This window comes from Aquabacterium sp. (assembly GCF_036273115.1).
Classification (GTDB): Bacteria; Pseudomonadota; Gammaproteobacteria; order Burkholderiales; family Burkholderiaceae_C; genus Aquabacterium.
Genome location: NZ_DASUIN010000034.1, coordinates 18857 through 40139, shown reverse-complemented (window position 1 = coordinate 40139; position 21283 = coordinate 18857). Strand labels below are relative to the sequence as shown.

General features: G+C 61.5%; 16 protein-coding genes. 4 read left to right on the top strand and 12 right to left on the bottom strand.

Annotated elements, in window-relative coordinates:
• Positions 1–21 precede the first annotated feature (21 nt).
• The 7 genes from VFW72_RS15570 to VFW72_RS15540 form a co-directional block, all read right to left on the bottom strand.
• Entirely contained in the window at positions 22–786 is a 765-nt protein-coding gene (locus VFW72_RS15570; RefSeq protein WP_329675207.1) for a phosphatase PAP2 family protein, read from the bottom strand.
• A gap of 1 nt (position 787) precedes the next feature.
• The gene (locus tag VFW72_RS15565) at positions 788–2497 is read right to left on the bottom strand and encodes an ArnT family glycosyltransferase (RefSeq protein ID WP_329675206.1); all 1710 of its coding nucleotides are present in this window, start codon (positions 2495–2497) and stop codon (positions 788–790) included.
• A 24-nt stretch (positions 2498–2521) separates the two neighbouring features.
• On the bottom strand, positions 2522–3520 hold the full coding sequence (locus VFW72_RS15560; protein ID WP_329675205.1) for a glycosyltransferase family 2 protein: 999 nt from the start codon (positions 3518–3520) through the stop codon (positions 2522–2524).
• 18 nt (positions 3521–3538) lie between these two features.
• Positions 3539–4552: a lysylphosphatidylglycerol synthase domain-containing protein gene (locus VFW72_RS15555; RefSeq protein ID WP_329675204.1), complete on the bottom strand. Its 1014-nt coding sequence runs from the start codon at positions 4550–4552 to the stop codon at positions 3539–3541.
• Positions 4553–4696: 144 nt separating this feature from the next.
• Complete coding sequence (locus VFW72_RS15550) at positions 4697–6100, bottom strand: TIGR03013 family XrtA/PEP-CTERM system glycosyltransferase (protein WP_329675203.1); 1404 nt, start codon at positions 6098–6100, stop codon at positions 4697–4699.
• 228 nt (positions 6101–6328) lie between these two features.
• Entirely contained in the window at positions 6329–8515 is a 2187-nt protein-coding gene (locus tag VFW72_RS15545) for an XrtA/PEP-CTERM system-associated ATPase (protein WP_329675202.1), read from the bottom strand.
• Between the two features lie 8 nt (positions 8516–8523).
• Positions 8524–10083, bottom strand: coding sequence for a hypothetical protein (locus VFW72_RS15540; protein WP_329675201.1), 1560 nt, complete (start codon positions 10081–10083; stop codon positions 8524–8526).
• Between the two features lie 128 nt (positions 10084–10211).
• Between VFW72_RS15540 and rraA the strand changes: the two genes are divergently transcribed.
• Together rraA and VFW72_RS15530 are read left to right on the top strand one after the other, a co-directional pair.
• Positions 10212–10709 carry a ribonuclease E activity regulator RraA gene (rraA, locus tag VFW72_RS15535; protein ID WP_329675266.1) on the top strand — a complete coding sequence of 166 codons (498 nt, stop codon included), beginning with the start codon at positions 10212–10214 and terminating at the stop codon, positions 10707–10709.
• 106 nt (positions 10710–10815) lie between these two features.
• Entirely contained in the window at positions 10816–11679 is an 864-nt protein-coding gene (locus tag VFW72_RS15530; RefSeq protein WP_329675200.1) for an HDOD domain-containing protein, read from the top strand.
• Positions 11680–11720: 41 nt separating this feature from the next.
• Here the strand turns inward: VFW72_RS15530 and VFW72_RS15525 are convergent, their stop codons facing one another.
• From VFW72_RS15525 to VFW72_RS15515, 3 genes are read right to left on the bottom strand one after another with little or no spacing between them, the layout of a single operon-like run.
• On the bottom strand, positions 11721–12980 hold the full coding sequence (locus VFW72_RS15525) for a TolC family protein (protein WP_329675199.1): 1260 nt from the start codon (positions 12978–12980) through the stop codon (positions 11721–11723).
• Entirely contained in the window at positions 12977–16066 is a 3090-nt protein-coding gene (locus VFW72_RS15520; protein WP_329675198.1) for a CusA/CzcA family heavy metal efflux RND transporter, read from the bottom strand. Before VFW72_RS15520 ends, VFW72_RS15525 begins: the two co-directional genes overlap by 4 nt.
• A gap of 14 nt (positions 16067–16080) precedes the next feature.
• The gene (locus tag VFW72_RS15515; protein WP_329675197.1) at positions 16081–17109 is read right to left on the bottom strand and encodes an efflux RND transporter periplasmic adaptor subunit; all 1029 of its coding nucleotides are present in this window, start codon (positions 17107–17109) and stop codon (positions 16081–16083) included.
• A 163-nt stretch (positions 17110–17272) separates the two neighbouring features.
• On the opposite strand from VFW72_RS15515, the gene VFW72_RS15510 reads away from it, so the two are divergent.
• The gene (locus VFW72_RS15510) at positions 17273–17938 is read left to right on the top strand and encodes a response regulator transcription factor (protein WP_329675196.1); all 666 of its coding nucleotides are present in this window, start codon (positions 17273–17275) and stop codon (positions 17936–17938) included.
• Positions 17935–19230: a HAMP domain-containing sensor histidine kinase gene (locus VFW72_RS15505; protein WP_329675195.1), complete on the top strand. Its 1296-nt coding sequence runs from the start codon at positions 17935–17937 to the stop codon at positions 19228–19230. Before VFW72_RS15510 ends, VFW72_RS15505 begins: the two co-directional genes overlap by 4 nt.
• Here the strand turns inward: VFW72_RS15505 and VFW72_RS15500 are convergent.
• Both VFW72_RS15500 and serB read right to left on the bottom strand, forming a co-directional pair.
• Entirely contained in the window at positions 19177–20478 is a 1302-nt protein-coding gene (locus tag VFW72_RS15500; RefSeq protein ID WP_329675194.1) for an NTP/NDP exchange transporter, read from the bottom strand. The two genes, VFW72_RS15505 and VFW72_RS15500, sit on opposite strands and share 54 nt — an antisense overlap.
• Positions 20479–20491: 13 nt before the next feature.
• Positions 20492–21190, bottom strand: a complete 699-nt coding sequence (gene serB / locus VFW72_RS15495) for a phosphoserine phosphatase SerB (RefSeq protein ID WP_329675193.1) — start codon at positions 21188–21190, stop codon at positions 20492–20494.
• Positions 21191–21283 lie beyond the last annotated feature (93 nt).

The window sequence follows — 21283 nt, the reverse complement described above, 5'->3', positions numbered from 1 at the left end:
TGTGTTGGGCTGAATAGTGGGCTAGGGCGTGTGGCGGCGGCGCCTGGCTAGGGACTGCGCATGTTGGCGCTGGTCCCACAGGCGAACCAGCTCGCAACATAGCCAGACCGAGTAGAAGGCGAAAATGATGTCGCTCAGGAAGTGTCCGCCCTGCATCATGCGACCAGCGCCAATGACCCCACCGCTGACAATGCCGATCAGCAGCCAGCGGCGGCGCCAGACTGGGCCGCAGCTCAGGCCCAGGCTCATGAGTGCGAATCCTGCCGCAGCGTGACTGCTCACAAAGCTCTTGTGGTTTTCAGGTGGGGCGCCCCATTCGAATGGGCCGCGGTAGGGCACGGTGCCGCCCAGCTCGACCACTTGCACAGGGCGGGGCCGACCGGCCACGTTCTTGAAGAACCCTTCAATCAGCAAGCCGGGGCCCAGCAGTGCGGCGACCACGGTCAGTACGGCTACGCGGCGCCAGGGGCCTTCGCATCGGGTGGCGTTGTCGTCTTGCCCCCGTTTGCGCAGCCACGCCGCGATCAAGCCATTGAATGCCCAAAACAATGCCAGCCCCAACACCAATGCACGGCCGATCCAGGGCGTCCAGTTGTACAGCCACAAGACCACCGGGTCGTTGCGGTGCAGGAAGCCCTGGGTCGGGGTGTAGTAGTGGCTTGCTACTTGCAGATCAAGCTGCGGGAACTTGGCAAACACGGCCAGGCAGAAGAACAAACCGGCCCAGATCAGCCGGGTGTCCAGTTCTGCGGGCTCGTCCGCGTCGTGTTCGAAGCGCTGGCGCAAGTCAGTCGTCCTGTGAAGGGGTGGACAAGGTGCCCGACTGGGTGTCGTAGCTTTGCTGGCTGTAGCCAAGGAAACCACGCAGCAGGAACACATGCAGTTCAATGGCGCGATCTGGGGCCACCATGACCTTGGTTGACTTCATGAGTCGCACGTTGCCAAAGCGACGAGCAATGGCGTTGGGCTTGTCCGTGTCGGTCAGCAAAATGACGTCTTGCCCGATCTTGTCAGGGAAGCTGTAGCGGAACTGATAGTGATCTTGGCGAGTGCGACCGGGGTTCCATGCGTAGGGCTGAATGCCACGGTCGCGCCATTCGTACAGGGCCTCGGTCAGCAGCAGGCGCTGGTCCGACATGACGGGCAGACCCTTGACGGTGGGCTCGTCGAGCACGGGGGCCAAGTCAGCGAAAGCTTCATGCCAGCCACGCATGCGCACCATCACGTCCCAACGGTTGGGCAGGTGGCCGCCAGCCAGATCATGCAGGTGCACCACCACACCCGTCAGCAGCAAGTTGCTGGCCAGCACGATGACCAGCCAGCGGTTGGGCTTGGGGGTGGCCAGCGGCACCAGAGGTGGGCTCAGTCGCGAGGCAATCAACAAGGTCAGACCCACCATGGAAGGCGCAGCCCAGTTGACGTGGGCATCGGCATGCAGAGCCTGAACGATGGCGATCAGCAGCAAAGGCAAGCTGGTGGCCCACAGGAAGCGGTAGGACGACACCGAGGCGAAGTAGTAAGCCGAGCTCTTTGCCATGGGGCGGCCATCGGGGCCTGCGGCAAATTGACCGCGCGGCAGCATCTGGCTGGATGCGGCCCACTGACTGGCCGGCACGGTGTCAGCCTCTTGCTGGTAGGGGCGCTTGTAAAGCCAATAGCCGGCCCACACGGCGACCGGGCCGAGCATCAAGACTTGACCGAGCAGGAACACGATCGTGGGGACGATGCCACCCGAGCGCCCACTTTGCGCTGTGAGCTGGGCGGTGTGTTCAAACGTGGGGAAGTGGTTCTGCACGTTCCACCAGATGTTGGGTGACACGACCAAGGCGGCCACCGCGATCGTGACCCAAGGGCCCTTGCGGAACAGCCCGCGTTGGGGGCCATGCACGCCCCACAGAGTCCAGATGGCAGTCAGCGCGAAGGCGGCCATGGTGTACTTGTCCATGATGCCGACGCCGCAAATCAGGCCGCACAGGGCCCACAGGCTCATGCGGTTGGTCAATTGTGCGCGCCACAGCGACCACGAAGCCAGGGTCCAGCACAGGATCAAGGGGCCATCGGTGCTGACCACCAGCCCCATCAGGCCCACCATGGGCAGGGTCATGTACAGCGCACCTGCCACGATCCCGGTGCGCACACCACCTGATGTGGGCCACAGGGCGCGAGCAAATCCCACCATGGCCAGCGCCGTGGCGGGGTAGGTCAGCATGCCCAGCGCTTTCACGCCCAGTACGCCCGAGCCGAACAACTGGGTGCTTAGCCAGATCAGTCCTGCGACGAACGGTGGCTTGGAGTAGTAGCCCCAATCCAGGTGGCGCGACCAGTCCCAGTACTGGGCCTCGTCAAAAAACAGCGAGATGCCGCTGATGTGGACCACCAGGAAGCGGTACACCGTGACCAGCGCAACAAACGCCAGCAACTGGATGAAGCGCGAGCCCCAGATGCGGGGCCAACGGGGTTTACTTCGCGTGGCTGGGGAAGCAGGGGCCTGATTCATGCTCGGGTTCCTGTGCAGGTGGCATCAATGGGTTTGATGCCAGGCTTCGCCTTCGGCCAGCGCTGGCTTGGTGCTGGTGTGATACGGCGCAATTTCTCCGCGGTCGTAATAGATGCGGATCAGCAGTTCGGCGAGCACCCCAGTGGTCAGGAACTGCAGGCCACCGAGCACACAGAAGAAGCCCAGCCACAGCAGCGGGCGTCCGCCAATGTTTTCGCCCATGATCTTCAAGGCCGCCAGGTAGCTCAGGATCAGGCCACCGACCAGGCCCACACCCAGGCCCACGCCACCAAAGAAGTGACCCGGGCGACCCGCAAAGCGCAAGAAGAAGTTGACGGCCAGCAGGTCGAGCACCACGCGCAGGGTGCGCGAGATGCCATATTTCGATTCACCACGGGTGCGGGCGTGGTGGCTCACAGCCACTTCTGACATGCGGGCCGGCGAGGTCACGGTGGCCATCCAGGCCGGAATGAATCGGTGCATTTCACCGTACAGGCTCACGCGCTTGAGCACGCTGGCACGGTAGGCCTTGAGGCTGCAGCCCAGATCCTGGAATTCCAGTTGGGTGATCTTGCGGATCAGTCGGTTGGCAATCTTCGACGGAATCTTGCGCAGGAACACGCCGTCCTGGCGGTTCTGGCGCCAACCGGCCACCAGGTCGAGGTCTTCCTTGAGCAACTTCTCGACCAACTTGGGAATGTCGATGGGGTCGTTTTGAAGGTCGCCGTCCAGCGTCACGATCACGTCGCCACGAGAGGCATCAATGCCCGCCTGCATGGCCGCGGTCTGACGGAAGTTGCGCCACAGGTGGATGGGGCGCACGTGAGGGCCGCGCAGGCGGGCTTGCTCGTCAAGCGCCTGTTGCGTGCCGTCGCGACTGCCGTCGTTGACGATGATCAACTCCCACGGGTGGGGGTACTTGTCGAGTGCCTGGTGCACGGCCGTCACGAAGGGTTCGACGTTGTCGACCTCGTTGTACATCGGGACCACGATGGAAAGACGATGGGCCGGAATGTTGTTCATGCGATCACTTTCAAGACTTCAATTCGACGATGCCGTGACCCGGGGGCGTGCTGCGCCACCCAGAACCGAGGCACCCAACCCCGCCAGAACGGCGCAGATCAGGAAACAGAGATGCAAGGCCAGCGCGGCGCTGACTGCGTGAGCCAGTGGCGCAGAGCCGGCGGGCAAATGAGAGGCCATACCTGCCCAGACGCCCGCTTCGTAAGTACCAAAGCCGGCCGGGCCCTGCAGGGGCACGATGGCGGCCAACTCACCCCCCAGGGCGCCCGCCCAGCAATCTGTCCACGAGGCGTGGGTGATGGCCGACAGTAAAAAAGCGCCCGCGCTGAGTTTGAGGCACCAGTTGGCTGCGGTCAGCGCCCACGCCAGGGGGCGATGGTGAGACGATTCAGTCAGGGCTGCCTTGACTTTGACCAGACCGCTGTGCAGCTTGGGGTGGTCGGGGATACGAGGCAGAGCCCATTGCACGGCAAACCAACCCGCCAGCGCCACCAGCATGCCCACAACGCGCCAGGTCCAGTCCAGGCCGGGCCAGACCAGCAGGCCCAGCAGCAGCAGGACGGCAAGATCCTGCATCCGCATCCACAGTAGACAGGCTATGGCTCGGCTCACTGGCATGCCCAGTTCGCGAGAGGCGAGCCAAGGAAAGCTCAGTTCACCTGCGCGCATGGGCAGCAGGTTCACGGCTGCGTTGTGCATCAGGATGACCCGCAGGGCATCGGTGCGCAGGCCCAACCAACGACGTGGGGCTTGCCGTGCTGCGCCGACAGGTGCGCTGTCTGCCGCGTCAAGATCCATGACGACCTGCAAGCGTGCGGCGCGCAGCCCATAGCTGGTCAACAGGCCGCCGAGGGTCAGCAGCCAGACCCAGGCTGAGGGCTGGTGGAACGCCGCGACGACCTGATCCAGCGGTGTTTTGTGCAGCAGATAGCCCAGCAACGCCAGACCAAATGCCCACGCCGCAACCAGCTTCAGCCTTTTACGCCAAAGCGAGGATGGGTTTGCGGTGCTCAGGTCGGTTGACGAGGTCACGGACAGGGTGGCAGCTTGGAAAAGAACCGTACGGGAAAAACCCGGTATTGTCCCGCATCTTTGCGATCCGGGCACGCCCAAGAAAAAAGCGCACCGGCTGGGGTGCGCTTTTTTTGGCTTGCAGGGCAAGCAGGAGCGGTGGAATCAGTGTGCGCCTTCGCGGAACAACACCACGCTCACGGTTTCAAACAGAATCAGCAGGTCGAGGAACAGTGAGTTGTTCTTCACGTAGTACAGGTCGTACTGATGCTTGTGCAACGCGTCCTCCACCGAGGCGCCGTAGGCGTAGCGAACCTGGGCCCAGCCAGTCACGCCGGGTTTGACGCTGTGACGGATGTCGTAATACGGGATCTGTTCCTTGAGTTGCGCCACAAACGTGGGGCGCTCAGGGCGAGGGCCGACCATGCTCATTTCACCCTTGAGCACGCTGACAAGCTGAGGCAACTCGTCCAGACGGGTCTTGCGAATGAAGGCGCCAACACGGGTGATGCGTGAGTCATTCTTGGTGGCCCACACCGCCACACCGTCTTTTTCGGCGTCGGTGCGCATGCTGCGGAACTTCAGGCACATGAAGGAGCGACCACCCAGACCGACACGTTCCTGACGGTAAATGATGGGGCCAGGGCTTTCCAGCTTGATGGCCAGTGCGGTGAGCACCATGAAAGGCGAGGCTACCAGCAAGAGGATCGACGAGCTGACGATGTCAAAAATACGCTTGGTAACGATGCGGGTGCGGTGCTGCACGAAACCGCGGCCATAAACCAACCAACTGGCCTTCAGGCTGTCGATGGGCACTTCGCCGGTGGTTTGTTCGTAAAAGTCGGCCAGGTCCATCACTGGCACGCCTTGAATGCGCGCCGACAGCAGTTGGTCCATGGGCACGTTACCGCCGCGTTGCTCTTTCACGGCCACGATGATCTGGTTGACGTCGTGTCGCTGCACGATGTCTTGAATAGCCAGAGCGCGCGGAAAGATGTTGAAACGCTTGTCGTCGGTCGGCACATTCACATCACCCGCTGGGTAGAACCCAACCACTGCGTGGCTACGCAGGCGACGCGAACGCAGGTCAGATGCGACCGATTGGGCTTCACTGCCGGTGCCAATGATCAGCACACGTTGTTGAACCAGTGCACCGCGCCAGGCCGACAGCAACAAGCCGCGAACCAGAATGAGACCGATGACCAGATAGGCTGCAACGAAGCCCATCAATTGATGCGCCTGATCGCCTGCCACCTCGGTTTTGACCGCCAGTTGATAAGCAATGGGGGCTGCCAGCAGGCAACCGAGCACGGCACGGCCGAGCTTCTCCTTGGCGGTTTTACGCTGCGAACCTTCGCGGTAGACGCCGACCAGACCGCAGTGCAGTGGAATCAACAAGGCAAAGCCGAGACCCGAGCGCAGAGCCGAAGCCATACCCACGTCTTCTGAACCCGACAGGTGAACCAGTGTCAGGGTGCCGAGCACGACCGCCAGAAAGCTGGTGAGGCTGTCTGCCAGGAGCTCAGCCAGCGTGGCCAGCGAGATGTGATGCTGAAAAAGCCGGAGCATGTTTGCCTCTCTCTACTCGGGGAGTGGGAGGGTGATTACCCGTGAAGTCGTCACCAAGCCGTAAATTTTTGTAATCGGCCAATTGTCAGGGGTGCACTCAATTCGTAACACCCTGTGTTTGTGGGGGGAACCTAACCTTGGGGGGGCGATGTGTGTAAATTTCACGGAATCGGGTCCGCTGGAATTCGCAGGGGCCCTGATGTTGTGCGATTTCAGGCGCAGAAAACGTCAGCGATATTCCGTTTTCCCAGCGGGTATCGCGGCGGGGCCATACTGGTTTCGGGCCCAAGCGCTTAAATGCTCCGCAACGCGGTTGGCTGACAGACCATCCCAGAATTTGGGGAGCCGCCCCTTTTTGCCGCCACCCCGCATGACTTCCGCCACCGCTCGGGAAATGAGGCTGGCATTTCGACCGACTGCGATATTGGATCCCTGCTCGACCGTGATGCGGCGTTCGGTGAAATTGTGCAGGGTCAGGCACGGCACGCCCAAAATGGTCGATTCCTCTTGCAAGGTGCTGGAATCGGTCAGCACACATGCAGCGGTTCCAATCAGGCCGATCATTTTGAAATAGGGAATGGTGGGCAGCATGACGATCTGGCCATCCGCCTGCGCCTTGATCAGGTCGGGGTGACTGATCAAGGCTCGCAGCCGTTCTGAACCGACCCAGATCAGGGGCAGATCACGGCTGATGTTGTTCAGGATGTGGGCCAGTTCGTTGAGTTGCTGCTGGTGCTGCGCCACACCACGGCCCTCCAGATAAATCAGCCCATAACCATTCGCGCCTTTGAGCAGGTCTGGGTTTTGGTTGAACTGCCGCAGGGTGTATTTGGGGGGGGAGGCCAGGGGCAACATGTTGCGGATGGTGTCCATCAACACATTGCCGACAAACTGAATTCGGTCTGCCGGGATGCCTTCGCGTGCCAGGTTGTCGTGTGCCACCCATTCCGACGTCAGCAGCAGGTCGGCCATGTGGTCGCACATCATGGCGTTGATTTCCTGGGGCCGGCTGCGGTCGAAACTGCGCAGGCCGGCTTCGAGGTGAACGATGCGGATGCCCAGGCGCTTGGCGACCAGGGCTGCTGCCATGGCGACATCGTCTCCAGCCTGAAGCACCACGGCAAATGGGCGGTACTCACTGAGCAGGTGCTCGAGTTGTCGCATTCCATCCGCCAGCAGGTTGATGGCGGTTCCACCAGGCAGGCGCAGTCGGAAGTCGGGCTCCTTCAAGCCAGTGTGTTCGACCAGATCACCGGTCAGTTCAAAATGCCCTGGGCTGTCAATGTGCAACACCTTGAGCCCTGGCACGCCCTCGCGGGTTGCAAAGGCACGCTGCAGCGCTGCTGCCCGCAAGATGCCCGACATGGAGCCCGAGATCAGCAGGAAATAGGGGTGCCCCCCCTGGCTGTCGACCGAGGGCTGTACGGTGTACGCTGGCGTGGACAACACGGGAGCCAAATAGGGCAAGGAGGCTGGCTCGACACTGTGAGTCAGCGTGGGAATTTCAAGGGGGCGGGACTCGTTCGGGTCCTGGAAGATGGGACGAGTCGATGGCATGGCGCTACCGCTCGGGGTGGCCGCCGGGCCAGGCAAGACTTCACCGATTTCAGCCCGGATTTCCATGGCAATGCGTGCCACCGCCGCAGCCGTGATTTCGTCGCCACCAGCCAGGAATGTGGACAGCAGAATGCGGTTGCACAGCAGGTTGATGCGCCGCGGTGTGCCCGAGGTCCATTGATAGAGTTCGTCGAACGCGTCGTCGTCAAAGCGAGGGTGCTCGCCGGTCCAACCGACTTTGGTCAGTCGGTGTTCGACATAGCGACGGGTCTCGTCCCTGTCCATTGGGCCAAGGTGATAGGAAGCGATCACGCGCTGACGCAATTGCTCCAGGCTGCGCGACAGCAGCATCTCGCGCAATTCGGGTTGACCGATCAGGAAGCTCTGCAGCAGGGCCTGGTTGCCGAACTGGAAGTTCGACAGCATGCGCAATTCCTCAATGGCGTCGCGGCTGAGGTTTTGCGCCTCGTCGACGATCAGCACGGCGCGCTTTTTCTGCGTGGCCAGCAGCGTCAGATAGGCTTCCAGGGTCGCGATCAGCTCGGCCTTGGTGTTGCCCTTGAGTGGGATGCCGAACGCGGTGATGGCTGAGCGCAACAGGTCGCCGGCTTCCAGTTGCGTGCTGACCAACTGCGCAGCAACCACTTTCTCGGTGTCGATGTCACTCAGCAGGGTCCGAACCAGCGTGGTCTTGCCCGCACCAATGTCGCCCGTGACCACGATGAAGCCTTCGGCCTGATACAGGCCGAACTTCAAATAGGACAGTGCGCTGCTATGACCCTTGCTGTCGAAGTAGAAGCTGGGGTCTGGGTTAAGCAGGAACGGGGGGCTGCTGAAGCCGAAATAGGTTTCGTACATCTGATCTGTCAGAACCGGTAGCCAAGGCCTGCGAACGCAGCCAGTTCTCCGCTGTCGCCCTTGAGAGGGTCAGTCGAATGAACAATCAGGCGACGCAAGCCCAACGTGGCTGCAGCCTGCCTTGACAGATCGGTGGAAATGGCCGTGTTCCAGGAGAAACTTCGGCTGAATGTGTAGGTTCCTGAAGGGTTGAGCCCCGACATCAATGTGGAATGGGCGCGGGTCCAGTTCAGGCGGGCCGTGAAACGGGTGGTGCGGGTCAGGCGGTGGGTGAAGTCGCTGGTGAAATAGTACTTGCGCGACCGTTCGCTGAGCGCGGTCGTGTTTTGTCCTTCCAGCGGGGTGATGTCGGCGCGGCCCGCTTCAAAGGTGAGGGTGTCTCGGCGACCCTTCAGGGTCAGCATGCCGGAAGCGTCTTCCCGGGTGTGGGCACCCAAAGTGGTCGCGATGGTGCCCATTTCATTGAGGCTGCGCAGGTCCAGATTGCCGTTGGCGCCCAAGGCGCAGGCCGAACTACCGTAGGCAGTCACGACACGGCACCAGCGGGCGCTCATGTCGGTCCAGGCCAGACGATACAAAGCGTTGGCCTGCCATGAATGGCCCAGCTTGCGGTTTTCCGATTCGACGCTGAGTTGGGCTCGCTCCTCCGGGCTCCAGCGAGCATGCCAGCCCGTGAAGGCGCCGCTGTACTTGCGATCGTCACCGCTATTTGCGCTGGTCTTCAAGCGGGTGGATTCAGACCCGACGATGGGGCCGATTTGCCATTCAGGAACCGGGGCCCAGGTGCCGCGCAAGCGGGTAATCGATTCGCTGAGGAGGTATGCCGAGTTCGTGGCCTGTCCCCAGGGCGATTGCCGGTTGTGGGTGAAGCTGATCTGATAGCCCAGTGGGCTGGGGCGCGTGGTCCACGACGCCGTGGCGGTGGTCTCCTGCTTGTCGTCGCGCTGAGGTGTGGTCTCGCTCAGGCCACGGTAGTCCGTCAGGCTCTTGACCACCTGGGCGTTGAGGGTGGTGTCGGCACTGAGATCTTTCTCGAAGAACGGCGCCACACGCCAGGTCATGGTCGAGTAGCCGTCGTTGGGGTCTCCACCGGACGCTGTGCTGGAGGCTTCACGTTGAGCCGCCCAGCCGGCTTTGAGGCCCAGGCCGGAGTCCGGCCATTCGGTGGTGGACTGCAGCGCGCCAATTGGGATGGTCTGGTTCGGTCGGCTGTCTTTGCCGTAACGGACGATGTCAAGTCGCGCACCGCCTTCGATTTCCTGGTTCGTGCCTTTCGAGTGCACTTTGAAGCCGGGCGACAACTGGGTGACCCATTCGTGGGTCTGGCGGTCAGCTTCCCGTGCACTGAGGGTGTCAGGCATGTTGGTTTGCCGCACAAATGACTCCACCACATTCAGATAGGGCTGAAAGGGGGCCTCGCGCACGGGTTCGGGTTCAGCTTGAACTGCGGCTCGAGACTGGCTCAATGCCGGACCGCACCAGGCCAGGCAGACGAGGGGCAACACGCCGACGGGCCAGTTGACCGACCACTTCGTGTGTGAACTGTCTGTGCGGGGAGGCTGGTTCATGAGAGCTGTGTGCTGCGGCAGTGAATATGGGATCCTACAGGACTGATTTTGACAGTGACAAGACCTCAATTGGGCGAGTCGGGGCGAGTTATGCTCAGCCTTTTGCAAGTTATCTGGAAAGGATCGCCATGTCCGAAAACTTCGCAACGTGCGATTTTTGCGACGTACATAAGAATGACACCGACGGGGCATTTCGAGTATTGCCTCCGGTATTCCGTGATTTTGGAAAACGGGTGAAGTTTTCCGGTCAGGTCAGCACGGTCAAATGCTTTGAAGACAACACCCTGGTCAAGGCTGCGGTGGACTCCCCCGGGCTGGGCCGCGTGCTGGTGGTTGATGGGGGCGCCTCGTTGCGCCGTGCGTTGGTCGGCGGCAATCTGGGCAAGGCTGCGGCCAAAAATGGCTGGGCCGGTGTGATCGTAGATGGATGCGTGCGCGACGTGGCTGAACTGGCCGAGTGCGATGTGGGCATCCGAGCATTGGCATCCATGCCTTTGCCGACCGAAAAACGCAACGAAGGTCAGAAAGACATCGCCGTGCAAATTCAAGGTGTTTGGGTGCGCCCGGGCGACTATTTGTACGCCGACGAAGACGGTATTGTCGTCTCGCCCACGCCTTTGATCTGATTGGATTTGGGAAATCGGTCAATCTGAGGGCATTCGCGCGAATGCCCCTCAGGTTCTGAGTCGGTTGGACGAATTCGTCCTTGTCTAACAAAGTCAGGGGTCCAACATGCTCAATCTTGAAGCCGTTTCCAAGGCCATTGATGCGCCTGAAGTTCGGGGGCTGATCAAGGATCTGGGAGTGCCTGCGCGTCCCAGTGCCTTGGTCGATGTGCAAGCCGAGTTGCGTCGCGATGAGCCGCGCATGCATGTGCTGGCACAGATTGTGGCCTCGGACGTCGCGATGTCGGGCGCGTTGCTGAAGGTGGCCAATTCTCCCTGGATGGGTTTGTCTCGCCGAGCAGAAACCATTCAGCAGGCATTCATGTTGCTGGGCGCAGCCCGATGCGAGCAACTGCTGACTGAAATTGCCCTGCGCAATGCCTTGCCGGCAGAAGGCCCGGCTTTGTGCCGTTTCTGGGATGTGTCATCGAAACGCAGTCAGGCCATGTGGGCGCTCGCCCCTCGCGTGGGGTTGCCGCCAGCATTGGCTCAGACGGTGGGGCTGTTCGCCGACGTCGGTATTCCGCTGCTGGTCAAGCGATTCACGCAGCCTTCATATCTCGATACCTTGGCCGAGGCCAACCGCAGCGAACACTGTTTCACGGCGATTGAGCAGCAGCGGCATCAGACCGATCACGCCATCGTGGGGGCCTTGTTGGCCCGCTCATGGGGCATTTCGCAAACGGCCACGCTGGCGATTCGCTTGCATCACGATTACGAGCTGCTTTCTCAATCGCAGCCCGAGGTTGTGGCTGATCTCGTGGCCTTGTGTCTGGTGGTGGAGCACATCATTCAACGCTTCCAGGGACTCAACCAGCACAATGAATGGAACAAAGGCGGCGAGGCGGCGATGAAGGTGTTGTCCCTGTCGCAAGGCGACCTGGAGTCCTGGTGCGACGATCTGTTTGATCGCTTCAGCGTGGAAGACTGATCGCGCTGATCAACGGGCCTCGGTGCTGCGTGTGTGCCCTTTCAAGGCTGCATCCAGGCTTGTTGGGTGCCTGCCAACCAGCGCCACTCCAAGGCCTTGAGCTGAAAGTAACGCTGAATCAGTTCAATGCTCTGTTGGGTGGCCAGACGCTGGGTATTGAGGACCTCGTTCAGTGGGGTTTCTCCCAGCGCCATGCCTTTGCTCAGCGATTGCACCACCGCTTGTAGTTGAGTGGTGGCCTGGTATTCCAACGTCCACTGTTGCGTGCCTACCTGCAGGGCGCTGTGCTGGGCTTGCAGCAAGGTCTGGACATCGCGTTGGGCCTGTTGAGACTGTGCGGCAGCTGCTTCGCTGTCGTAAGCCAGGGCCTGTCGGTCGAGCTGCTGGTAGGTGCTGCCCAGTGGCAAGGACAGGGTGACAGTCCAGGTGCGTTCACGACCGCTGTTGTCATGTGCCCAATTCACTCCCACAGTGGGGGCCGGCTGCGTGCGAGCGCGCGCCTCGTTCAACTGCGCCTGACTGAGTCGCAAGCGGGCTTGAGCCACCTTCACGTCAGGGTGAGACAGGCTGAGCTGTTCGATGCTTTCTGCAGCCGGCAGAGCGTTCGACTGGGGCGGCTGGAGCGATGTTTCCGCAGGCAAGGTCAAGGGCCATGTCGGGTATCTGGATTGCAGCTTGCGTGCAGCCTGGCGAGTCAACTCTGCCGATTCCAATTGTTTTGACTGGGCCTGCGCCAATGCGGCTTCGACTTGCAGCAAGTCGACCCGGGTGGCGTCGCCCATCTTCTGGCGTTTGCGAATCGCGTCGACTTGCTGTTGCGCCAGATCGCGCTGTGTGAGCCAGTGCTTTTCGGTCAGGGCAGCCGTCAACCAGGCCTGATGCAGATCGAGCAGCTCCTGCAGTTGTTGCTGCCAGGCTTGTTGAGCTTGCGCATCTTTCAAGGCTTGGGCCTCCTGGGCCCATTGCTCTGCAGCCCGGGTCTGGCCGGGCCAGCGGGTTTGCTTTTCAAGGCCCACAGACCATTCGCGCGTCCGTGCTTCTTGCGGGTCGATGGCCGGCGCGCGGTTGCGGCGTTGTCCGTAGCTGGCCAGGGTCGTCCAGGGTTGTTCGATGTGGGCGTGTTGGTCAGCTCGGGCCGCATCGGCCAGGGATTGTCTGATCTGTGCTTGCCAGGTGGGGCTGGATGCCACGGCTTGAATGACCACCGCATCGGGGGGCAGCCAGGGATCGGAGACCGCGTGAGCGGGCGCCCACGCCCATGGCATCAAGGACAGAATCAAAAGGGGGCGAGTGTTCTTCATGCGGCAGACTCCGCTGGGGTGGGTTCGACGCCGAAGCGGGCATAGGCCAGAGGCAAGAGCAGCAAGGTCAGCACGGTCGAGGTCAGCAGCCCGCCGATGACCACCACAGCCAGTGGCTTTTGGATTTCGCTGCCAGGGCCAGTGGCAAAGAGCAGTGGCAGCAGCCCGCCTGCCGTGATGGCGGCGGTCATCAGCACCGGGCGCAGACGGCGCGCAGCGCCGACGCGAACCGCTTCAAGACCTGACATGCCTGTGAGCACCAGTTGATTGAAGTAGCTGACCATGACCACGCCATTGAGCACAGCAATACCCAACAGCGCGATGAAGCCGACCGAGGCGGGAACCGACAGATACTGACCCGACAGGTACAGGGCCGCCACGCCGCCAATGAGAGCCAATGGCACGTTGGACATCACCAGCACGGCCTGACGAACCGAGCCAAAGGTGGAAAACAGCAGGAAGAAGATCAGCAGCAAGGCGACCGGAATTACCACGGCCAGCCGCTGTGTAGCGCGCTGCTGGTTTTCAAACTGCCCACCCCAGGTGATGCTGTACCCGGTGGGGAGGGGCAATTGCTTGGCAATCGCTGCTTTGGCGTCTCCCACGAAGCTGACCAGGTCACGCCCCCGCACATTGGTCTGGATGACCACGTAACGCTGGGCCCGTTCCCGGTCAATCTTGACTGGGCCGTCGGCGTGTTCCAGTCGAGCCACGCTTTCCAGGGGCACAGCCTGCCCGTCAGCCGAGGTCACACGCAAGGCCTTGAATGCGGAGGGGTCGTCACGCAGGCTGTCGTCGCCGCGAATCACCAGGGGTGTGCGGCGGCCTTCTTCGTGAATGACGCCGACGGTTTGGCCTTCCACCCATTTGCGCAGGTCAGACTGGATGTCTTGTGCGTTCAGGCCCAGTTGCCCGGCGGCCAGACGATCAATGCCGATTTGCAGGTAGCGCACGCCATCGTTGCGCAGGCTCAAGGTGTCGGTGGCGCCAGGAACCTTGCTGATGATGGCCTCGGCACGCTGGGCGAGTTGATTGAGTTGCTGCAGATTGGTGCCATAGATCTTGATGGCCACGTCGCCTCGCACGCCAGTCAGCATTTCGGAGACTCGCATGTCAATGGGTTGGGTGAAGGCAATGTCCACGCCGGGGAAGTCTTCCATGGCCTTGCGTAGTTCACCGATCAGCCATTCCTTGTCAGGGTTGCGCCATTCGTTCATGGGCTTGAGGGTCAGGAAGCTGTCGGTTTGATTCAGGCCCATGGGGTCCAGGCCCAGTTCATCAGAGCCGCTGCGTGCGACCACGTGCTTGATCTCGGGAACCTTGGCGCGGATGTGCTGCTGCACCTTGAGGTCAAGCTCGGTGGTGTTGTTCAGGTTGATCGAGGGCAGCTTTTCCAGTTGCAGAATGAGGTCGCCTTCATCCAGCGTGGGCATGAAGGTTTTGCCCAGTAAGGTGAACAACAGGCCCGCCATGATCAATGCTGCTGTGGCCCCACCGAAAAGCCAGCGAGGGTGGGCCAAAGCTTTGTCCAGCAGCCATTCATAGTGATGTTGCAGCTTGCGCATCAACCACGGTTCCTGGTGGTGACCCATCTTCAACAACCAGGAGGCCAGCACCGGTACCACGGTCAGCGACAGCACCAGCGAGACAGACAGGGCAAAGACAATCGTCAAAGCGACGGGGGCAAACAACTTGCCTTCCAGCCCTTCCAGGCTCAGCAGGGGCAGGAACACGATGACAATGATGGCGATACCGGACACCACCGGCATGGCCACTTCCTGGCTGGCGCGAAACACCAGACTCAACATATTGCTGCCAGGGCTCCCTGGGTGATGGGGTTTGGCCAGGTGGCTTTCGATGTTCTCCACCACCACCACGGCGCCGTCGACCAGCATGCCAATGGCGATGGCCAGGCCGCCCAGGCTCATCAAGTTGGCGCTCAAGCCGAAGGCCTTCATCAGCAGGAAGGTTCCCAGGGCCGACAGCGGCAGCATGACAGCCACCACGGTGGCGGCCCGGATGTTGCCCAGGAAAACCAGCAACAACGCGACCACCAGCACAATGGCTTCCAACAGGGCTTTGCCCACGGTGTAGATGGCTTTGTCGACCAGGCTGCCGCGGCTGTAGAAGGACTCGATGCGCATGCCCTCCGGCAGGGTGGCTTGCAGTTCGTCCAGCTTGGCTTGTACGGCGTGCACCAGATCGCGTGCATTGGCGCCGCGCAAGCCCAGTACCAGACCCTCGACCGTTTCACCCTGTCCATCGCGGGTGACCGAACCATATCGGGTCAGTTCGCCGTGGCGTACCTGGGCCACGTCTGCCACGCGGGTCACACGCCCGTCGGCTTTGCTGACCACGGTCTGGCTCAAGTCATCCAGATTCTGGATGGCGCCTTCGGCCCGCACGATCAGCGCTTCTTCGCCGCTGTTGAGGCGGCCTGCACCGTCATTGTGGTTGGCGCGGGTGATGGCTTCCTCCAATTGAGCCAAGCTGATTCCCCGGGCCTGCAGGGCCAGTGGGTCAGGGGCCACTTCGAAGGTGCGGACACGGCCGCCCAGGCTGTTCACGTCGGCCACCCCAGGCAAGGAACGCAGCGCAGGGCGAATCACCCAGTCGAGGACACGGCGCCGCTCTTCCAGGCTTTGTGGACCCTCGATGGTGAACATGTACATCTCACCCAATGGCGTGGTGATGGGGGCAAGGCCGCCACTCGCATTGGCCGGCAGGCTGGCCATCACACCGGCCAGGCGTTCGCTGACCTGTTGACGGGCCCAGTACACATCGGTGCGGTCTTCAAAATCCAGGGTGATGTCGGCCAGAGCGTATTTCGACGTTGAACGCAGCATCTTTTGCAGCGGAATGCCCAGCAGCTCTTGTTCGATCGGGACGGTGATTCGGGATTCGACCTCTTCCGGCGTCAAACCTGGTGCCTTGATGATCAGCTTGACCTGGGTGCCCGACACGTCGGGGAATGCATCAATCGGCAGGCGCTGCCAGGCCATCAAGCCCAGCCCGCACAGAATGGCGGTAAGGAGCAGGATCAGCGCCCGCTGGCGCAGCGAAAATTCGATCAATCGGTTGAACATGGTGGCTGTCTGCCTTACTCGCTCAGGAGCGATTGGAGGGCCGATGTGCCCTTGATCACCACCAGCGCGCCCGATGGCAAGCCCGTGACCGTGCTGTGCGGCCCGGCGGTCGATTGCACCTGCACCTGCACCAATTCATATTGCCCTGGCGCCTTTTGAACGAAGACCTGACTGGTGCGCCCCTGTGTGAGCACCGACTGGCTTGGCACACGAACCGCTTCGGCCACGCCATGTTGAGCCAGTTGGACCTGGGTGAGCTGGCCGGGCTTCAGGCGCAGGTCGGGGTTGGCGATCTGGGCGTACAGGCGAACCGTTTGCGATGCGGCATGCACGGTGGCACCTTGCCCGGTGATGCGTCCGGTGAGCATCTCCTGACTCTGAGGCAGCGAGGCGCTGACTTTGTCGCCCGTCCGAATGCGGTTGGCCTGTGCGACGGGGACCTGAATGTCAACCCAGATGGGGTCGAGTTGACCGATTCGGTAGAGCGGGGCCATGGCTTCGACGCGCTGCCCTAAGGTGGCAATCTGTTCGAGCACATGCCCACGTGCCGGGCTGGTAATGGCCAGGGCTCCGGCCTTGGTGCCAGCGGATCCGGCGGCGTCCTGCCAGGCCTGACGCTTTTGCGCTTCAGTGGCAGAGGCTTGGGCGGCTTGGGTCTGGGTGCTTTCCAGCCGGGATTGGGTGATCAGTCCTTCCTGGAACAGGGCTTGGTCGCGCTGCAGCTGCGAGCGAGCCCAGTCAGCCTGGCTCTTGGCCGCTTGCCAGTCCAACTGAAGGCTTTGGGCCTGCACGCTGTGGAGACGAACCAGCGTCTGGCCCTGTTTGACCGCATCGCCTTCGCGCACGGACAAACTTTGCACCAAGCCGGCGGCTGGGGCTGAAATCAGCCATTGCCGGTCGGCGGGCAACATGACCTGGGCCGGAAAACTCAGGGTCACTTCAGAGGCTGATTGAGCGGGGCTGGTTTGAATGCCCAGTTTCTGAACCTGTTGTGCTGAAAGCTTGATGGGCTCGACAGCCGAAGCGGAGGTGACCCAAGTCATAGCCAGAGCCATGCAGGCGGAGAGAACAATGCGGTCGTTTTTCATGACTGGCAGTATGAGTGGGTAAGCTGAAGACCAGCTTAAGCTCAGCCTGGCTTCAGCTTGGCGGGGTAATGTTCTGCTTGCCGACTGGACGGGTCAACAGCTTGGGGAGACGATATCGATGCGTTTGTTGCTGCTCGAAGACGACGCCATTCTTGGCGAGGGGCTGCGAGATTTTCTGTTGGCCGAAGGGCACCAGGTGGACTGGGTTCAGCGGCTGGATGCCGCGCGCACCATGCGTTCAGAACCGTACGATGCCTTGCTGGTGGACTGGCAGTTGCCGGATGGCTCTGGGCGTGACTGGGTGGCGAACCTGCGGCGTCAGGGCGATGCCATTCCCATCTTGATGCTCACCGCGCGTGACATGCTGGCCGACAGGCTCGGTGGCCTTGAGGCCGGCGCAGACGATTACCTGGTCAAACCCTTCGCGCCCGAAGAGCTGGTTGCACGCCTGAATGCGGTCTGGCGGCGTTCGGTTGGCGCCCCGACTGGGCGTCGCGCGTTCGGGCCTGTCGAGGTGGACCTGATCAGCCGAACGGTTTGGCTGGTCGATGCTCAGGTTCGGCGTGCAGTCGAGTTGACCGCACGAGAGTGGAGCGTGCTTGAAGCCTTGGCCAGCCGGGCTGGCCGTATCGTGCCCAAGACCGAACTCGAGGGTTTGAGCCTGGGCTTTGACAGCGATGTCTCGAGCAACGCGCTGGAAGTGCACATTGCCAGTTTGCGCAGGAAGCTGGGGCGTGACTTGATCGACACCGTTCGCGGTTTGGGGTACCGGATTCCGATATGACGACCTTGCCTTCGATTCGCGGACGAATTTCCCGCCAGGTTTTGCTCATGGCGGCAGCCTGCGGCGTGGCCCTTTTGTTGATCATGGGCGCCGTTTTGCACCGTGCGGTCGACGCCTTGCTGGACGACGGTTTGCAGGAGTCTGCCGAAATTCTCTATGGCTTGATCGATGTGAACCCCGAAGGGCTGGCGGTGGTCGAGGGCATCTTGCCTGCGCCGCCTCACCGTGAAGGGGTGGTGTGGCAGTTGGTGGATGCGAAGGGGCAACTTGCCTTGCGCTCACACCAGGCGCCAACCCAGCCCATGAGCGAGGCGCTCACCCTGGGCTTCAGTGAAAGGCCCGACTGGCGGATCTACTCCATGCCGCTGCATCAAGACCGAGGGGTTTTGCATGTGGCTCAGCGGGAAGCGCACCGACAACAAACCCAATGGCAGATTCTGGGTAGTGCCATGGGCGTGTTGCTGGTGGTGGGGGCGGCGCTGGTGTTCTGGTTGAATCGGCATCTGCGCACCGAGTTGCGTCCTTTGCAAGACCTGTCTGACGCCGTGGGCCACTACGACCCCATCATGCGACCGCATGACTTGCCTCGTCCGCTTAGGCAGGAGCTGGTGCCCATGGTGAACGCCATCTCAGGCCTGGGCGACCGACTGGCCAGCCACGTAGCGCATGAGCGTGCGTTTGCCGCCCATGCAGCCCATGCGCTGCGAACCCCGCTGGCTGGCATGGATGCCCAACTGGCTGTGGCCATTCGCCAGTGCGATCCCGCCGTGCGAGGTCGGCTGGAGCAAACACGTGAGGCAGCGACCCGCTTGCGTAATGTTGTCAATGCCCTGATCAGCTTGTTCCGTGCGGGGGGCGAAATGCGCTGGCAAAGCCTGAATCTGGAGGAACTGGTGGGCAACTTGCCGCTGAATGGCGCCACGTTGGTGGTTCAGGCGCCTCAAGCCATCGACGCTGACCCGGACTTGTTGTCAGCGGCTTTGTTGAATTTGCTGGACAACGCGGTGCGACACCATGCCTCGCGCATTGAGATCGTGGCCCATGTGCACGATGGGTTGACGCGTCTACACGTCCGAGACAACGGGGAGGGCATGTCGCCAGCCCGGTTGACTGAGGTGGAAGCGGCCTTGCGTGGCGAGGCCACGCCCGCAGGCATTGGCCTGGGCCTCACCATGACCCAACTGGTGGCGAGGGCCCATGGCGGCACGGTCACCATTGGCCTCAGATCAGATAGCCAATCAGGGGTGGAGGTGACGCTGATCTTGCATCGCGGCGGCCTTGCCACCGAGTAGCCAGGCAATGAGCAGCCAAGCCACGCAGATGGGCACGGCCAACCACAACAGGGCCTGTGATTGCACACCCAGGCTGCGCAGCCCGCTGAGCAGCCAGATCGAACTGGTGTCGCCGGTGCGGTGCACCAAAGTGTCAATCACGTTTTTGGCCCGGTATTTCTGAACGGGTGGCAGCACGTTGAACAAGGTTTCCCTGGCTGGCTTGCTGATGGCGTATTCACCCGCACGGCGAACCACCCCCAGCACGACCAGCACGCCAATGGTGGGCCACAGCGCCAGGGCCGTGAACCCCAATACCGATGCCATGGGCATGGCCACGAGCAGCGCCCGCGTGCCAAGCAAACGAATCAAAGGTGCAAACGCCCCCAGCTGGATCAACAAGGTAACCACATTCACCAATAAGTCAACGCCAGCCAGCAACTGGGTTCGGTCAGCACTGTTTTGAAACTGTTTGGGAACCAGTTCGGCTTGCTGGAAGTACAGCAAGGACGACAGCAGAGCGTAGGCAAACAGGAAGCCACAGATGCCCAGTAAGTAGGGGGAGCGAACCACATCGATCACCCCGCTGAACAAGCTGCCCTGGAACGCGGCCTCATCGTTCTCGGCCTGTTGGGCGCTGTCTTCAATGTCGAGCCGAGGGTGGGTGGCATGCCAGTGGCGCAGGCGCCAGATGGCCCCCACACACAACATCAGCAGGCCGGCTGAAACGAGCGCCAATCCGTTTGGCCCCAGGGGTTTGACCAGCGAAGCTGTGAGCACCGGCCCACACAGAGCACCGGCTGTGCCACCCGCTGCGATGAAGCCATAAAGCCGTTGTGCCTGTTTGGTGCTGAAGAGGTCCGCCATGAAACTCCAGAACACGGAGATGGCAAACAGATTGAACACGCTGACCCAAACGAAGAACGTCCTGGCCACCCAGGGCGACTGGTGCCCCTCGACGAGTAACACGCCATTGAAGCCCACCAGGTTGGCGGCGAAGAAGGTGTAGAGCCAGGGCAGCAGTTGTCGACGTTCGAACCGTTTGGTCAGCCAGCCAAAAATGGGAACCAGCACCACCATGCTGACGAACACCGCGGAAAACAGTTCCTTGAGCGCATCAGGTCCCAACTGGATGCCCATTTCGTCGCGCAGTGGTCGCAGTACATAGTAGGCGGCGAGCAAGGCGAAGAAGCACAGAAAGGACCATGCGGCTGCGGGCCACTCATCGCCATCAGCCCGGCTCAGCTTGCGACCCCACTCGATCAGCATGGTCTACTGGGCTTTAACGAACGACTTCGAGTACGCGGTCCAAACCACCCTCGTTGATCGCGATCATGGCTTGTTCGCGCACCTTGGGCTTGGCGTGGTAGGCCACGCTCAGACCCGACACCCCCATCATCAACAGATCGTTGGCGCCGTCACCCACGGCGATCGATTGCTTGGGGTCGCAGCCAATGCGCGCACACAGGGTCAGCAAGTGCTGCTTCTTGGCTTCGCCATCGACGATGTCACCCAGGACATGTCCCGTCAGCAAGCCGCCCTCGATTTCCAAGGTGTTGGAGTGGGCCTCGTGCATGCCCAGGCGGGATTTCACACGGTCTGCAAAGAAGGTAAAGCCGCCCGACACGAGCAAGGTTTGCAAGCCTGCAGCCTTCGCTGCGTTGATCAACTCAGGCGCACCGGGGTTGATCTTGAGGCGTTGCTCATAGACCTCCTGCAGGGCCTCGGCGGGCACCCCTTTGAGCAAGGCCACACGACGGCGCAGACTGTCTTTGAAATCGGTGATTTCACCGCGCATGGCCGCTTCGGTGATGGCGGCTACTTCGGCCTTTTTGCCTACGGCGTCGGCGATCTCGTCAATGCACTCGATGCTGATCAGCGTCGAGTCCATGTCGAATGCAATGGCTTTGAAGTCGCCCAAAGCCAGCGGAGGGGTGAAGCGTTGGATGACAAGGCCGGGGGCAAATTCTTGTGCGGACATGGCAGTCGGTGTAGGGCAAAAATCGGTGACCGGGGGGGACTCGCGTCGCAAGAGCGGCATTATCTCCCGCTCCAGATCGGAATCTGGCGAAAG

What these genes read in the sequence shown, in the direction of transcription:
- VFW72_RS15500 (WP_329675194.1), bottom strand. Translation starts at nt 20,478, where the DNA reads ATGCTGATCGAGTGGGGTCGCAAGCTGAGCCGGGCTGATGGCGATGAG.
- VFW72_RS15540 (WP_329675201.1), bottom strand. Translation starts at nt 10,083, where the DNA reads ATGAACCAGCCTCCCCGCACAGACAGTTCACACACGAAGTGGTCGGTC.
- VFW72_RS15530 (WP_329675200.1), top strand. Translation starts at nt 10,816, where the DNA reads ATGCTCAATCTTGAAGCCGTTTCCAAGGCCATTGATGCGCCTGAAGTT.
- VFW72_RS15515 (WP_329675197.1), bottom strand. Translation starts at nt 17,109, where the DNA reads ATGACTTGGGTCACCTCCGCTTCGGCTGTCGAGCCCATCAAGCTTTCA.
- serB (WP_329675193.1), bottom strand. Translation starts at nt 21,190, where the DNA reads ATGTCCGCACAAGAATTTGCCCCCGGCCTTGTCATCCAACGCTTCACC.
- VFW72_RS15565 (WP_329675206.1), bottom strand. Translation starts at nt 2,497, where the DNA reads ATGAATCAGGCCCCTGCTTCCCCAGCCACGCGAAGTAAACCCCGTTGG.
- VFW72_RS15520 (WP_329675198.1), bottom strand. Translation starts at nt 16,066, where the DNA reads ATGTTCAACCGATTGATCGAATTTTCGCTGCGCCAGCGGGCGCTGATC.
- VFW72_RS15510 (WP_329675196.1), top strand. Translation starts at nt 17,273, where the DNA reads ATGCGTTTGTTGCTGCTCGAAGACGACGCCATTCTTGGCGAGGGGCTG.
- VFW72_RS15505 (WP_329675195.1), top strand. Translation starts at nt 17,935, where the DNA reads ATGACGACCTTGCCTTCGATTCGCGGACGAATTTCCCGCCAGGTTTTG.
- VFW72_RS15525 (WP_329675199.1), bottom strand. Translation starts at nt 12,980, where the DNA reads ATGAAGAACACTCGCCCCCTTTTGATTCTGTCCTTGATGCCATGGGCG.
- VFW72_RS15545 (WP_329675202.1), bottom strand. Translation starts at nt 8,515, where the DNA reads ATGTACGAAACCTATTTCGGCTTCAGCAGCCCCCCGTTCCTGCTTAAC.
- VFW72_RS15550 (WP_329675203.1), bottom strand. Translation starts at nt 6,100, where the DNA reads ATGCTCCGGCTTTTTCAGCATCACATCTCGCTGGCCACGCTGGCTGAG.
- rraA (WP_329675266.1), top strand. Translation starts at nt 10,212, where the DNA reads ATGTCCGAAAACTTCGCAACGTGCGATTTTTGCGACGTACATAAGAAT.
- VFW72_RS15560 (WP_329675205.1), bottom strand. Translation starts at nt 3,520, where the DNA reads ATGAACAACATTCCGGCCCATCGTCTTTCCATCGTGGTCCCGATGTAC.